General features: G+C 74.1%; 12 protein-coding genes. 7 read left to right on the forward strand and 5 right to left on the reverse strand.

Annotated elements, in window-relative coordinates:
• The first annotated feature begins 137 nt into the window (after positions 1-137).
• Complete coding sequence (locus AB2L27_RS14010) at positions 138-1499, forward strand: MFS transporter (protein ID WP_370442097.1); 1362 nt, start codon at positions 138-140, stop codon at positions 1497-1499.
• A 28-nt stretch (positions 1500-1527) separates the two neighbouring features.
• Here the strand turns inward: AB2L27_RS14010 and AB2L27_RS14015 are convergent, their stop codons facing one another.
• Positions 1528-3120: a methyl-accepting chemotaxis protein gene (locus AB2L27_RS14015; RefSeq protein ID WP_370442098.1), complete on the reverse strand. Its 1593-nt coding sequence runs from the start codon at positions 3118-3120 to the stop codon at positions 1528-1530.
• Positions 3121-3248: 128 nt separating this feature from the next.
• On the opposite strand from AB2L27_RS14015, the gene AB2L27_RS14020 reads away from it, so the two are divergent.
• Entirely contained in the window at positions 3249-4607 is a 1359-nt protein-coding gene (locus AB2L27_RS14020) for a chloride channel protein (RefSeq protein ID WP_370442099.1), read from the forward strand.
• A 90-nt stretch (positions 4608-4697) separates the two neighbouring features.
• Here AB2L27_RS14020 and AB2L27_RS14025 read toward each other — a convergent pair whose 3' ends face one another.
• From AB2L27_RS14025 to AB2L27_RS14035, 3 genes are all read right to left on the reverse strand, one after another.
• A complete protein-coding gene (locus tag AB2L27_RS14025; RefSeq protein WP_370442100.1) occupies positions 4698-5828 on the reverse strand; it encodes an FAD-binding oxidoreductase in 1131 nt (376 codons plus the stop codon).
• Positions 5825-7108: an aromatic ring-hydroxylating oxygenase subunit alpha gene (locus AB2L27_RS14030; protein ID WP_370442101.1), complete on the reverse strand. Its 1284-nt coding sequence runs from the start codon at positions 7106-7108 to the stop codon at positions 5825-5827. Before AB2L27_RS14030 ends, AB2L27_RS14025 begins: the two co-directional genes overlap by 4 nt.
• A 265-nt stretch (positions 7109-7373) precedes the next feature.
• Entirely contained in the window at positions 7374-8942 is a 1569-nt protein-coding gene (locus AB2L27_RS14035; RefSeq protein WP_370442102.1) for a BCCT family transporter, read from the reverse strand.
• A gap of 278 nt (positions 8943-9220) precedes the next feature.
• Here AB2L27_RS14035 and AB2L27_RS14040 point away from each other — a divergent pair, with 278 nt between their 5' ends.
• Both AB2L27_RS14040 and nhaA read left to right on the forward strand, forming a co-directional pair.
• Positions 9221-9559 (forward strand): bifunctional 3-phenylpropionate/cinnamic acid dioxygenase ferredoxin subunit, encoded by a 339-nt coding sequence (locus tag AB2L27_RS14040; RefSeq protein WP_370442103.1) that lies wholly within the window; start codon positions 9221-9223, stop codon positions 9557-9559.
• Positions 9560-9804: 245 nt separating this feature from the next.
• Positions 9805-11109 (forward strand): Na+/H+ antiporter NhaA, encoded by a 1305-nt coding sequence (nhaA, locus tag AB2L27_RS14045; RefSeq protein WP_370442104.1) that lies wholly within the window; start codon positions 9805-9807, stop codon positions 11107-11109.
• A gap of 45 nt (positions 11110-11154) precedes the next feature.
• On the opposite strand, the gene AB2L27_RS14050 is transcribed toward nhaA, so the two are convergent.
• A complete protein-coding gene (locus AB2L27_RS14050; protein ID WP_370442105.1) occupies positions 11155-11928 on the reverse strand; it encodes an IclR family transcriptional regulator in 774 nt (257 codons plus the stop codon).
• A 111-nt stretch (positions 11929-12039) separates the two neighbouring features.
• Between AB2L27_RS14050 and AB2L27_RS14055 the strand changes: the two genes are divergently transcribed.
• The 3 genes from AB2L27_RS14055 to aroC all read left to right on the forward strand — a co-directional run bounded on the left by AB2L27_RS14055 (position 12040) and on the right by aroC (position 14617).
• Entirely contained in the window at positions 12040-12720 is a 681-nt protein-coding gene (locus tag AB2L27_RS14055) for a GntR family transcriptional regulator (protein ID WP_370442106.1), read from the forward strand.
• Positions 12721-12815: 95 nt separating this feature from the next.
• Positions 12816-13292: an Lrp/AsnC family transcriptional regulator gene (locus tag AB2L27_RS14060; protein ID WP_370442107.1), complete on the forward strand. Its 477-nt coding sequence runs from the start codon at positions 12816-12818 to the stop codon at positions 13290-13292.
• Between the two features lie 86 nt (positions 13293-13378).
• Complete coding sequence (aroC, locus tag AB2L27_RS14065; protein ID WP_370442108.1) at positions 13379-14617, forward strand: chorismate synthase; 1239 nt, start codon at positions 13379-13381, stop codon at positions 14615-14617.
• Positions 14618-14626: the final 9 nt, after the last annotated feature.

A 14626-nucleotide genomic window follows, 5' to 3' on the forward strand; every position in this document is an offset into this window, starting at 1 on the left:
GGCCAGCATCGGGCACCGCGCCCGGCGCGGTGCCCGATGCTGGCCCGGGGCCCCGGCCTCCGGCGCCGTCCCTCCCGCGCGCCGCCCCCGCGCGGAAGGACCCCGCCCTGAGCACCGAACCGCCGGACCGCCCCGTGGTGCGACGGGGCCCGGTCCTGGCCGCCCTGCTGGCCGCGACGTTCATGGCGACGGTCGACTCCTCGATCGTCAACGTCGCGCTGCCGACGCTCGCCCGCGACCTCGACGCCTCCCCCTCGGACACCGTCTGGGTCACGACGGCCTTCCTGCTCGCCGCGGCCTGCTGCATCCCCGCCTCGGCCGCGCTGGGCGACCGCGTCGGGCGGCGGCGGCTGTTCCTGCTCGGCGTCCCGCTGTTCGCCCTCGCCTCGCTGGCGTGCGCGGCGGCCCCGACGCTGGAGCTGCTCGTCACGGCCCGCGTCGTGCAGGGCGTGGCCTCCGCGCTGGTGCTGGCCGTCCCCATCCCGGTGTACCGGCGCGTGGTGCCCCCCGAGCGCCTGGGCAGCGTGCTGGGCCTGAACGCCATGACCGTGGCCCTGGGGACCTCGGCGGGACCGGCGCTGGGCGGGGCCCTGCTCACCGTGGCGTCCTGGCCCTGGCTGTTCCTCGTCAACCTCCCCGTGGGCGCCGCGGCCACCGTCCTGGGGTGGCGGTTCCTGCCGAGCGTGCCGGCCCGCGGGGCGCGGTTCGACCTGCGCGGGTCGGTCCTGGTGGCCGCGGCCATCGCCGCGTTCCTGCTGGGGGTGCGGGGCCTGGGTGCGGTCCGGACGCTGCCGGTCTCGCTCGCGCTGCTGCTCGTGGCGGTCGCGCTCGCCGTGCTGTTCGTGCGCGCCGAGCGGCGGAGCGCCGAACCCGTCATCCCCCCGGGGCTGTTCACCGGCCCGTTCACGCTGGCCGTGCTCACCGCGACGTGCTCGTTCTTCGGGCAGGCGACGGCCTTCGTCGCCCTGCCCTTCCTGTTCCAGGAGGCCTTCGGGGACAGCGCGTTGCGCTCGGCGCTGCTGTTCACCCCGTGGCCGGCGGTCATCGTCGTGGTGGCACCGCTGGCGGGGCGGGCGGCCGACCGCGTCTCCCCCACCCTGCTGGCGTTCGCGGGCCTGAGCGTGCTGGCCGGGGGCCTGCTCTCCCTGGCCCTGCTGCCCGCCGACGCCTCGACCCTGGACGTCCTCGCCCGGACCGCCCTGTGCGGTCTGGGGTTCGCCGTGTTCCAGTCCCCCAACAACCGGGACATGATGTCGGCCGCTCCCCTGCGCCACGCCGCCTCGGCCGCCGGGGTCCTGAACCTGAACCGGACCGTGTCGCAGTCCACCGGCTCCGGCGCGGTGAGCGTGGTGTTCGTCGTGACCGGGGCCGGGGCCGGGTCGGCCGCCGCGCACGCCGGCGCCGTGACGGGCGTCCTGCTCCTCGGGGCGGGGGTCGTGGCCGTCGGTGCGGTGCTGGCGGCGCTGCGCTCGGCCCCCCGGCGCCGACCCGGGAGCTGACCCGGGAGCTGACCCGGGAGCCGCGGCGTCAGACCGTGAAGGTCGACACCAGCCGGTTCAGGTCGGCCGCGACGTGCGAGACCTCCCCGGCGGTGGTCGCGGTGTGCCCGGCGCTGGCGGTGGTCTGCTCGGCCGCGGCGGCGATCCCCCCGACGGCGGCGGCGATCTGCTGGCTGCCCGAGGACACCTCGGTCACGTTGCGCACCATCTCGGCCGTCGTGGCCGACTGCTCCTCCACCGCGGCGGCGATGGTGGCCTGCAGACCGTCGATGCGGGCGATGACCTCCCCGATCTGCCCGATCGCCTCGGCGGCGGCGTGCGCGTCGGCCTGGGTCGCCGCCACGCGGGTGGTGATGTCCTCGGTGGCGCGGGCGGTCTGCTGCGCGAGTTCCTTGACCTCACCGGCGACGACGGCGAACCCCTTGCCCATCTCCCCGGCCCGGGCGGCCTCGATGGTCGCGTTGAGGGCGAGGAGGTTCGTCTGCTCGGCGATGGAGGTGATGAGCTTGACGACGTCGCCGATCTCGCGGCTGGAGGCGGACAGCCGGTCCAGCGTGGCGTGGGCGGTGTCCGCGGTGACGACGGCGGAGGCGGCCACGGCCGAGGCGTCGGCGGTCGAGGTGGCGATCTCGCGGATCGCCGCGCTCATCTGCTCCCCGGCGGCGGCCACGGTGGTGATGTTGGTCGAGATCTCCTCGGTGGCCCCGGCGACCTGGGCGGACTGCCCGGCCGACTGCCGGGCGCCGGAGGACAGCTGGGTGGCGACCGCCGTCAGCTCCTCGGAGGAGGACGACAGGGTGGCGGCGTTGGCACCGACCTCGCGCAGGAGACCGGCCAGCCGCTCCAGGGAGGTGTTGGTGGCGGCGGCCATCTGGCCCAGTTCGCAGGTCGAGAGCACCCGCACGCGCTGGTCCAGGCGCCCCTCGGCCAGCCCCTTGATGACGGGCACCACCAGCGACAGCGGCAGCGCGATGCTCTTGCCCAGCAGCACCGCGATGGAGGCCCCGAGCAGGACGGCGGCGGCGCACAGGCCGATGAGCAGGGCCAGCGCACGCTTGTAGGCCCGGTCACCGGCGGCGGCGCTGGCCGCCGCGTCGGCCCGTTCGCCCTCGACCAGGGCGGCCAGGTCGGCGGAGACCCGGTCGCTGAGGGGGACGGTGGTGGTGGGGCGGGCGGCGGTGAACCCGGCGGTGTCCCCGGCCAGCGCGAACTGCGAGAGCGTCTCGCGCGCCGTGCGCCAGGCGGCCAGGTCCTGCTCGAAGGCCGACCGCTGCGCCGCGGTGGTCCCGGGACCGGTCGCGAGGTAGGTCTGCCACGCCTCGTCCACCGCGCGGTCGTCGGCCGCGGTCTGGGCGAGCACCTGCTCGCGCGCGGCGGCGTCGGCCGCCAGGGCCAGGTCGGGCAGGTCCTTGTTGGACTGCTTGAACGCGGTGCCGACCTGCCCCAGGGCGTTGGCCGAGGACACCGTGGAGACGTGCATGTCGTGCAGGCGGTCCTGGGACCTGCCCAGCTGCACGGCACCGATCGCGCCGACCGCCATCAGCAGCGCGCAGACGACGGCGAAGCCGCTCAGCATCCGCGGGACGACGCGCATGTCGCAGAAGAACCTCACCACAGTCATGTTCTAGATATCGGTACGACGAGCCCCGACCTGTGCTCGGAGCAATCGCCGTCGTCGCCCGTCCCGCGGGCACCGCGGCGCGCGACCGGCGTCCCGGGCGCACAGGTGCGTCCGCTACAGATGGGGTCATGGGGCACCGCCGGGCATCGGGATGGCTGCGCAGCACCCTCGCCGGGGACCGCCCGCCGACGACGCGCCCGACGGCGACCGGAGCCGGGGACCTGATCGGGTTCGTGGTGGCCGCGGCGTGCGTGGGGGCCCTCACCGGGCTGACGGCCGCCACCTTCCGCCTCGCCCTGACCGGTGCGGGCGGCTGGCGCGAGCGGCTGACGGCGAGCGCCCACGGGCACGGGGTCCTGGGCTTGCTGCTGGTCGTGCTCGCCGGCGCGGCGTGCACGACGGCCGCCGCGTCCCTGGTGCGCCGGGTCGAACCGCACGCCGAGGGCAGCGGCATCCCGCACGTGGAGGCCGTGGTCGAGGGGCGCGCCGGTCCGGGGCGGTTCCGGATCCTGCCGGTGAAGTACGCCGGGGGTCTGCTGGCCATCGGCGGGGGCGGGCTGGCCCTGGGCCGGGAGGGCCCCTCGGTGCAGATGGGCAGCACGGTGGCCGTCATCGTCTCCTCGCTGGCCCGGCGGTCGCGGGCCGACCTGCGCCTGCTGGTGGCCGCCGGCGCCGCGGCGGGGCTGGCGACGGCGTTCAACGCCCCCATCGCCGGGGGCGTGTTCGTCCTGGAGGAGCTGCTGAAGTCCTTCCACCCGCGCGCGACGATCGCGACCCTGGTCGCCTCCGCCTCCGGGTTCGCCGTCGCCGCGCCCCTGGTCGGGGGCGCCCCCGACTTCCACGTCCCGGCCCTGCCCGGCCCGCGGCTGTCCGAGGCCGGGTGGGTGCTGCTCGTCGGGGTGGTGACCGGTCTGCTCGGCGTCCTCTACAACCGGGCCGTCCTGGCCGGTCTGCACCGGGTGGACACCGGCCGCTGGCCCGTCGAGGCCCGGGCGGCGGTGATCGGCGCCTGCGTGGGGTTGCTGGCCTGGTTCGGCCCGCAGCTCGTGGGGGGCGGGGACCACCTGACGCAGGAGGCGCTGCTGGGGCACGGGACGCTGCCCGTGGTGCTCGGCGTCCTGGTCGTGCGGTTCGTCCTGGGCGTGGTGTCCTACGCCGCCCTGACCCCGGGCGGCCTGTTCGCCCCGATGCTCGTGCTGGGCTCGGAGTGCGGGCTCCTCGTCGGCCTCGTCGCGGCCCGGGTGGCCCCGGGCAGCGCGCCCGAACCCGCAGCCCTCGCCCTGGTCGGGCTGGCCGCGTTCTTCACCGCCACGGTGCACGCCCCCGTCACGGGCCTGGTCCTGGCGACCGAGCTGACCGGCAGCACCGACCAGTTGCCCCCCATGCTCGGCGCCTGCGCGGTGGCGATGACCGTGGCGGTCGTCCTGAGGTCCCGGCCGGTCTACGACCTGCTCACCGACCGGGCGGCGGCCCGTTCGGTGGCCTGAACCCGCGAACGCCCCCGCCCCCGGCGGTCCGGGGGCGGGGGCGTCCTGCGACGGGCGGGCCGTCGGGGGGCGGGCCGGCGAGGGGCAGGATCAGGCGTCGATCTCGACGTCCCCGAGCGGGCGGCTGCAGCAGATGAGCACCTTGCCCGCGGCCACCTCCCGGGGCCGGATGCCCCCGTTGTGGTGCATGTCCACCTCACCGGACAGCAGCACCGTCTTGCACGTCCCGCACATCCCCTGGCTGCACGAGCTCGGCGGGGACATCCCGGCCCGGAACGCGGCGTCGAGGATGAACTCGTCGGGGGCGCAGGGGAAGGTGCGGCCGGACTTCGTCATGGACACCGTGAAGGTGTCCGTCGCGCCCCCGGAGGGCACGTCGGCGGCGAAGGCGGTGACGTCGACGGGGTCGGTCTCGATGAACGCGGCCCGGGGCAGGGACTCGAAGGTGTAGGTCTCCTCGTGGTGGTGCTCGAGGTCGAACTCCACCTCCTTCAGGATGTCCCGGACCGAGGCCATGTAGGGGTCGGGGCCGCAGACGAAGACCTCGCGCTCGTGCAGGTCGGGGGCGATCTCCTGCAGCACCTCCCGCGTCAGTCGTCCCTTCCAGCCCCACCACTCCTGGCCGGGGCTGTCCTGGCTGCACACCTGCACCACGTTGACCGTGGGGAACTGGGTCGGCATCCCCAGCAGCTCGGGCCGGAAGATGATGTCGGCCGGGCTGTGGGCGGAGTGGACGAAGACGACGTCGACGTCGGACCCGAGGTCGACCAGCGTCCGGGTCATCGACATCAGCGGGGTGATGCCCGACCCCGCGGACAGGAACAGGTACTTGCGCGCCGGGTGGTGGATCATGCTGAAGGCACCCAGCGGCGGGGCCGCCATCACCCGGTCGCCCACGGCGAGGTTGTCGTGCAGCCAGTTCGAGACGGTCCCGCCCGGTTTGCGCTTGACCGTGATCGCCAGCCGGTGCGGGCGGGTCGGCGGGGAGGAGACCGTGTACGACCGCTCCAGGCGCTGGCCGTCGATCTCCAGGTGCAGGGTGATGAACTGGCCCGGGTCGAAGTGGAACACGTGCGGTCCGGCCGGCTCGAACCAGAAGGTCTTGACGTCGTGGGTGATCTCGCGGACGCCGCCGCACACGAGTTCGGCGACGTCGACGTCGTCGCCCCAGGCCGTGATCTCACCCGGGTGCGGAACGCCCTGCGTCTCGGTGATCGTCACGCGATCGCCTCCCGCAGCCGCGTCACGTACCAGTTGACGAACGCCTCGACGTCGTCCTCGACCATGGAGTACGGACCGGGCACGTACCCGGGGTTCGTGCACCCCACCTGGGTCTCGGCGACCAGGGCGCGGTCCTGGTCGTTCGTCGCCCGCCACACCAGCGTCAGGGCGTCCAGGTCGTAGTCGACGCCCTCGACCGCGTCCGGGTGCACCAGCCACGTCGTGCGCAGCGTGCTCGTCCCCGTGGAGGTCGGCAGGACCGAGAACACCACCGCGTGGTCGGACAGCAGGTGGAACCAGGAGTTCGGCTGCATGTGCAGCGAGAGGTCGCCGAAGGCCGCGTCCTTCACCGAGCCCAGGAGCTTGGAGCAGACCGCGGCGCCGTTGGCCGCGAACGACTTGCCCTCCCCGTCCAGCGGGAGGTGCGAGAGCTGGAACCCCACCTGCCGGGTGTCCAGCTCGCGGTGGTCGCGCAGGGGCAGGCCGTGGTCGGCCCGCACCTTGGCCAGGGCGTCGGCGGCCTTGACGTAGCGGTCGTACAGGGGCTTCAGTCGCGGGGTGATGTCCTCGGCCTCGTAGGCGAACAGCGGGAAGTAGGCCGTGATGAGCTCGGGGTGCCCGTCGCAGTGGTAGCACTCGCGGTTGTTCTCCATGACGAGCTTCCAGTTGCCGGCCTCGGCCAGGTCGTAGGTCACGGCGACCTTGGCCTTGTCCAGCTCGTAGGGCCGCAGGTGCGGTTCGATCACCTCGGCCACCGCGTCGAAGTCCTCGGGGGCGTCCTGGGCCAGGCAGATGAAGACCAGGCCGACGAGGTTGCGCACGTGCACCGGGCGCAGGGAGAAGCAGGACTTGTCGAACGTCGGCGGCTGCGACTCGGCGAACATGAGCTTGCCGTCCACCCCGTACGTCCAGCGGTGGTAGGGGCAGACGATGTTGCCCACCGACCCCTGCCGCTCGGGCAGCAGCCGCGACCCGCGGTGCCGGCAGACGTTGTGGAACGCCTGCACCTGCTCGTCGTCGTCGCGGACGAGGATGACCGACCAGGCCCCGACCTCGACCGTCACGAAGTCGCCCGGTTCCGGGATCTCGGCCGCGGCGGCCACGAAGATCCAGTTCCGCCCGAAGACCACGTCGAGGTCGCGCTCGTAGACCTCCTCGGAGGTGTAGAAGGGCGCCTCCAGGCTCTGGCCGGGCACACGTCGGCGCACGAGGTCGTCGATGTCCTCCCAGCCCTCCTGAGCCTCGTGGGCAGTGTCGGGGGCGACGGTGTGAGCAGTCATGCTGCGCTCCCTCTCGAGGGGTTCATGGTGGTGGCGGGAGTGTTCCGCATCGCGGAACCGGCGCCTCATCGCGGAACGAGTCTGGGACCGCGGAGAAGGCCGTGTCAAGCATGTAGGGACGCCCGGTGGGGCGGGGTGCGAACGGTCGCGAAGACCTGCTCTCCCAACGGTTTGCGAGCCCTCCCGGGCGGGTGACCAGGAGAGCTCGACGGCCCTGCCCCCCGTCCTGGGACGGGGGGCCGGGCCGCCGGACGAACGGTCCCGGTCAGTCGTCGACGGGGACCTGCAGCGCCTCGTGCCGGGGCGCCCGGTGGCCCTGGGGGGACGGCGGTGGCTCCGGCACCTCCAGGTGCAGCGGCGGGGCGTCCACCGGACGCATGAGCCGGTCGGAACGGATGTCCTTGCCGATGGCGACGCACAGGGCCAGCATCACGAGCAGGAACGGGGTGGCCGCGATGATCGTGACGTTCTGCAGGGCCTGCAGACCGCCGGCGTACAGCAGGACCACGGCCACCGCACCGGTCAGCACACCCCACAGCGCGGTGAGCCAGCGCCGCGGCTCGTCGTCGCCGTGGCTGGACAGGGACGCCATGACGATGCTCGCCGCGTCGGCCCCGGAGACGAAGAAGATGGCCACGAGGAGCACGACGAGCACGGAGGTCACCCCGGCCCACGGGAACTGCGCCAGCAGCGCGAACATCTGCTCGTTCTGGTCCGGGCTGGCCAGGACGTCCAGGGCCCCGGTGAGCTGCTCGTGGATGGCCGTGCCGCCGAAGACGGAGAACCACACCAGCGAGACCAGGGTCGGGATGAGCATGACGCCGACGATGAACTCGCGGATCGTGCGGCCCCGGGAGATCTTGGCCAGGAAGGCGCCGACGAACGGCGTCCAGGAGATCCACCAGGCCCAGTAGAAGATGGTCCAGCCCGACAGCCACTCCGTCCCGCCGTAGGCCCCGGTGCGCACGGCCATCTCGGGCAGGGAGGCCAGGTAGTTCCCGGCCGCGTTCGGGATGAGGTCGAGGATGAAGACCGTCGGGCCGACGACGAACAGGAACAGCAGGAGCACGCCGGCCAGGACCATGTTCGTGTTCGACAGGATCTTCACGCCGCGCTCGATGCCGCTGATGGCCGAGACGACGAAGCACAGGGTCAGGACCGCGATGATGCCGACCTGCCAGGCGGTTCCGCTGCCCGCGCCGAACACGCGCGACAACCCGCCGTTGATCTGCGCCGCCCCCAGGCCGAGGCTGACCGCCGACCCGAAGATCGTCGCGAAGATGGCCAGGACGTCGATGGCCCGCGCCGCCCCGGCACCGCGCGGGCCGCGCAGCAGCGGCGCGAACGCGGCCGAGAAACCCCCCGAGCGGCCCTTGCGGTAGCTGGAGCAGGCCAGCGCCAGCCCCACCACCGCGTAGATCGCCCACGGGTGCAGGCCCCAGTGGAACAGGGCGTAGCTCATGGCCTCACCGGCCGCCGCGTCGGTCCCCGGCGCGATGCCCGACTCCGGGGGCGTCATGAGGTGGGTCACCGGTTCGGTGACCCCGTAGAACATCAGGCCGATGCCCATGCCGGCCGAGAACATCATGGCGATCCACGACGCCCGCGAGTGCTCGGGCCGTTCGTCGTCGGCCCCGAGCCGGATGCGTCCGACCCGGCTGAACGCCAGGACGAGGGCGAACACCACGAAACCCGTGGCCCCCAGGACGAACGCCCACCCGAGGTTGGCGGTGATCCAGGTCAACGCCGTCCCGGAGCCCGCCGCCAGCCGGCCGGGGACCGTCACCCCGACCAGCAGGAGCACCGCCACGACCACCAGGGAGACGACCAGCACCGGGACGTCCAGTGGCCGTCTCCGCCTGCTCCCCACATGTTCTTCGTCGATCACGAGAGGTCCTCTCCGGAAAAGGGTGCCGAGCACCCGGGAACTGGGAGTGACGCCGTGGCAGCGTATTCCCGCTGTTGCGCTATGCGCAACGAGTTCACGAGAAAGCAACACGTCGGGAACACCGGCGGAACACGCGCCGAACACCCCGCCCGCCCCTGCTGCGCGAGGCCCGGCGCCCGGTGGGACCATCCTCGGGACGTGGCACCGGTTGAGGACGGGGAACGATGCCTGCTGGAGAACGGGTCGTGGTGTGCCCGGTGGACGACCTGCCCCCCGGGGAGGTCGTGCGGGTCGACCGCGCGGGGCTGCGCGCCCCCGTGTCGGTCTTCAACGTCGACGGCGAGCTGTTCGCCATCGACGACACCTGCACGCACGCGGACGAGTCGCTGGCCGAGGGCTGGGTCGAGGACTGCGCGGTGGAGTGCCCCCGGCACGCCTCCGCCTTCGACCTGCGCACCGGGGTGCCCTCCAGCCCCCCGGCCCTCACGCCGGTGCGCACGCACCTGGTCGAGGTCGTCGAGGGGGAGGTCGTGGTCGAGGTGGGGACGCCCCGGCCCGCCTGAGCCCGGGGCCGCGGCCGGGACCCCGGCGCGGGCCGCAGCGACGACCTGGACGCGCACGACACCTCCGACGGTCCGGGTGGGCCGGATCAGACTGCGACTCTGCAACTGATATACCAGTGGGCAGGTTACGAATGCCCGGGCTCGGCGTCAAGAGTGCGACCCTAGGGTCGTTCCCCGGTGCGCCGGGGAGCCTGGTCGGCGGTCGCCCCGGCGACCCACCCCTCCGTCGACCCTGGAAGGACGCTGTGTCCACCACCCCACGCCGTACCGTTCTCTCCCGCGGCTCCTGGCCCGAGGCCCAGCGCATCGGCGAGATCCTGCGCAAGGAGACCGTCGGCGGCGCCCTGCTCGTCGTCGCCACCGTCCTGGCCCTCATCGGGGCGAACTCCCCCCTGGCCGACGCCTACGCGGGCCTGCGCGACACCGTCGTCGGGCCGCACGTCCTGCACCTGGACCTGACGCTGGGCGAGTGGGCCGCCGACGGCCTGCTGGCGATCTTCTTCTTCATCGCCGGCCTGGAGCTCAAGCGCGAGTTCGTCGCCGGCGACCTGCGCGACCCCCGGCGGGCGATGGTGCCGGTGCTGGCCGCCGTCGGCGGCATGGCCGTCCCGGCGGTCGTGTTCACGGTCGTCAACTCCGGCGGCGGTGACGCCCTGAGCGGGTGGGCGATCCCCACCGCGACCGACATCGCCTTCGCCGTCGCCGTGCTCGCCGTCATCAGCACGCACCTGCCGACGGCCCTGCGCACGTTCCTGCTGACCCTGGCCGTCGTCGACGACCTCCTGGCCATCACGATCATCGCGATCTTCTACACCGACCGGCTCGACGTCGTGTCGCTGCTGGGGTCGCTGGCCGCGATCGCCGTGTTCGGCGTCCTCGTGCAGCGCCGGGTGCGCACCTGGTGGCTGCTCATCCCGCTGGCCGTCGTCGCCTGGGCGCTCATGCACGCCTCGGGCGTGCACGCCACCGTCGCCGGTGTGCTCTTGGGCTTCACCGTCCCCGTCATCCGCTCGCAGGCCGCCGGCGGGCCGGAGGCCGGCCCCGGGCTGGCCGAGCACTTCGAGCACCGCTGGCGCCCCCTGTCGGCCGGGTTCGCGGTGCCCGTCTTCGCCTTCTTCTCCGCCGGTGTGACCGTCGGCGGGTTCTCCGGCCTCGTGGACTCCCTCCAGGACCGCGTCGCCCTGGGCATCGTGGCCGGTCTCGTCGTGGGCAAGACCGTCGGCATCCTCGGGGCGACGGCCCTGGTGAGCCGCTTCACCAACGCCCGGCTGGACGGGTCGCTGTCCTGGTGGGACGTCTTCGGCGCCTCGCTGCTGGGCGGGATCGGGTTCACCGTCTCGCTGCTGATCGGCGAGCTGGCCTTCGGCGCCGGCAGCGTGCGCGACGAGCACGTCAAGGTCGGCGTCCTCACCGGCTCCCTCATCGCCGCCGTGCTGGCCACGATCGTCCTGCGCCTGCGCAACCGCACCTACCGCAAGCTGTACGAGCAGGAGCAGCTCGACGAGGACGGCGACGGCATCCCCGACGTCTACCAGCGCCCCGCGACCTGAGGAGGGGCGGGTCAGGGGCGGGTCTGAGGCGGGCGGGAGCCCGCCTCAGACCCGCCGGCCCAGCGCGGCCGAGGCCCGGTCGGCGGCGGCCACCACCGCGGGGGTGATCTCCCGCAGCCGCTCGGCCGTCAGGCGGTGGGAGGGCCCGGACACGCTGAGCGCCGCCACGACCTCGCCGTCGGCCCCGCGCACGGGGGCGGCCACCGCGTTGAGCCCGACCTCCAGCTCCTCCCGGGTGGCCGCGAACCCGTCCACGGCGATCTTGTCCAGGGCCTCCTCCAGGTCCCGGCGGCGGGTGGTCGTGGCGTCGGTGAACCGGCGCAGCCGCCCGGCCAGGCCCGCGGCCCGCACCGGCGGGCAGAACGCCATGAGGACCTTCCCGCTGGAGGTCGCGTGCAGCGGGGTCCGCTCCCCGACCCAGTTGCGCGCCGCGACGGTGGAGGAGCCGCGGACCTGGTCGACGTTGATGGCCGCGTCGCCGTCGGGCAGCGCGACGTTCACCGTCTCCCCCGTCGTCGCGGCCAGTTCCTCGCAGGCCGGCCGGGCCCGGCGGGTGACGTCGAGCTGGTCGCTCACGGCCCCGGCCAGGCGCACCACGGCCAGCCCGAGCCGGTACTTGCCGCGGTCCCCCACCTGCTCGACCAGACCGCGCGCCTCCAGCGCCGTCACGAGGCGGAAGGCGGTGGACTTGTGCACGTCCAGCCGCTGGGAGATCTCGGTGACCCCCGCCTCCCCGAGCTCGGCCAGGACCTCCAGGACCGTCACCGCCCGGTCCACCGACTGCACCGGGGAGGGGCGGGCGTCCGGGGTGCCGCTCATGGGCCCATGGTCTCAGGAGCCGCCCAGGTGCGGTGGTGCCGGGGCGGAACCCAGCGCCACCCGATCCCTGCCGTACGACTGGTGTACCAGAGGTCGCGTAGGCTGGCGGACGTGAGCGCACTGACGACCCAGGAAGCCTCCACCGCCGCGCCGTCCCTGGCGGACGTGGCCTACGAACGCCTGCGCGACCGGCTCGTCGTGCTCGACATCCGCCCCGGCGAACCCCTCAACGACGACCTGCTGGCCAAGGAGTTCGGCGTCGGGCGCACCCCCGTCCGCGAGGCCCTCAAGCGCCTGGAGGTGGACCGGCTGGTCGTGGCCTACCCCCGGCGCGGCACCTTCGCCACGACGGTCGACATGACCGACCTGGGACACATCTCCGAGGTCCGCCGCGCCCTGGAACCCGTGGCCGCGGCCGCCGCGGCCCGCCGGGCCGGCCCCGCGGCCCGGGAGGAGATGCGGTCCCTGGCCCGGACGGTGTCCGCCCTGCACGTGGCCGCCGACCGCGGGGGCCTGTCCCAGCGCGAGCTCATGCGCCACGACGTCGAGGTGCACCGCAGCATCTACCGGCACAGCCAGAACCCCTACCTGGAGGACGTCCTCGTCCGCCACGACAACCTCGCCACCCGCATCTGGTGCCTCGTGCTCGGCCGGCTGCCCTCCTTCGCCGGCCACGTCGGTGAGCACGTCGAGCTCCTGGAGGCCATCGTCGCCGGCGACGCCGACCGGGCCGCCGCCCTCGCCCACGCCCACGTCGCCGGCTTCGAGGAGTCCGTCCGTCAGGTCCTCTGACACCGGCACGGCCCCCGCCCGTGTGCCCCGATGCACAGGAACCGCACACCTCGGTGGGCACATTGTCCGCCGGGCAGGACCGCCGATGCGTCAGGATGTCGTCCGTGCGCCGCCTCGACTCCATCGATGCCCGGATCCTCCTCGCGCTGGACGATGACCCGCGCGCGACCGTCCTGGGCCTGTCACGCCTGCTCGGCCTGGCCCGCGGCACCGTCCAGGCCCACCTGGAACGCCTGGAGTCCGACGGCGTGCTGCACCGGTTCTCCCGCCGGCTGGCCCCCGCCGCCCTGGGGTTCTCGGTCTCGGCGTTCGTCATGATCGAGATCCACCAGGGCCAGCAGGAGGACACCCTGCACCGGCTGCGCGAGACCCCCGAGGTGCTGGAGGTCCACGGCATCACCGGCGACGGCGACCTCATGTGCCGCATCGTGGCCCGCGACGCCGACGACCTGTACCGCGTCGGCCAGGAGGTCCTGTCCATCCCCGGGGTCGTGCGGACCCGGACCTCCCTGGCCATGCGCGAACTGGTGCCCTACCGGATCGACCCGCTGCTCAGCGACCTCGCCGACTGACCCGGCCGACCGACCCGGCCGACCGACCCCACCGACCGACCCCGGGCCGGACCGGCCGCCGCCGCGGGTACGGCAGAATCGGGGGCGTGTTGCGCTGGCTGACCTCAGGTGAATCGCACGGCCCCGCGCTGGCGGGCATCCTCGAAGGCCTCCCCGCCGGGGTCGAGGTCGACAGCGCGCAGATCCGGCAGGCCCTGGCCCGCCGCCGCCTGGGCCACGGCCGCGGGGCCCGGATGACCTTCGAGCAGGACGACCTCGAGGTCATCGGCGGCATCCGGCACGGCCGCACCCAGGGCGGCCCGATCGCCCTGCGCATCGGCAACAGCGAGTGGCCGCGCTGGCAGGAGGTCATGGCCGCCGACCCGGCCGACGCCGAGGGCCGCCGCTACGACGAACCCGGCCGCCTCCCGGCCCGCGGGCGCGCGGCGGCGCTGACCCGCCCCCGCCCCGGGCACGCCGACCTGACCGGCATGCAGAAGTACGGCTTCGACGACGCCCGCCCCGTCCTGGAGCGCGCCTCGGCCCGCGAGACCGCCACCCGCGTCGCGCTCGGCGAGGTCGCCCGCGCCTTCCTGGCCCAGACGGTCGGGGCGGAGGTCCTGTCCCACGTCGTGTCCATCGGCACCCAGGCGGTCCCCGAGGGCACCGTCCCGGCCCGCGGGCAGCGCGACGCGGTCGACGCCGACCCGGTCCGCTGCGCCGACGCCGGGGCCAGCGCCCGGATGGTCGCCGAGATCGACACCGCCCACGGCGAGGGCGACACCCTCGGCGGGGTCGTCGAGGTCGTCGTGCACGACCTGCCGCCGGGGCTGGGCTCCTACGTGCACTGGGACCGCAAGCTCGACGCGCGGCTGGCCGCGGCCCTCATGGGCATCCAGGCCATCAAGGGCGTGGAGGTCGGCGACGGTTTCGAGACCGCCCGCCGCCGGGGTTCGGCCGCCCACGACGAGATCGAGCGCGTCGACGGCGGGGAGGGCACCGACGGTTTCACCGTCCGGCGCCGCACCGGCCGCGCCGGCGGCCTGGAGGGCGGGATGACGAACGGCGAGGTCCTGCGCGTGCGGGCCGCCATGAAACCCATCTCCACCGTCCCCCGCGCCCTGGACACCGTGGACACCGCCTCCGGTGGTGCGGCGCAGGCCATCGCGCAGCGCTCGGACGTGTGCGCGGTCCCGGCCGCCGGGGTCGTGGCCGAGGCGATGGTCGCGCTCGTGCTCGCCGACGCCGTCGTGGAGAAGTTCGGCGGCGACACCGTCGAGCAGGTCCGCGCGAACGTGCGCAGCTACCTCGACTCCCTCGAGGTCAAGGTCGCCGCCACCTCCTGACCGGCGGCC

Source organism: Kineococcus halophytocola (genome assembly GCF_041276425.1).
GTDB classification, from domain to species: domain Bacteria; phylum Actinomycetota; class Actinomycetes; order Actinomycetales; family Kineococcaceae; genus Kineococcus; species Kineococcus halophytocola.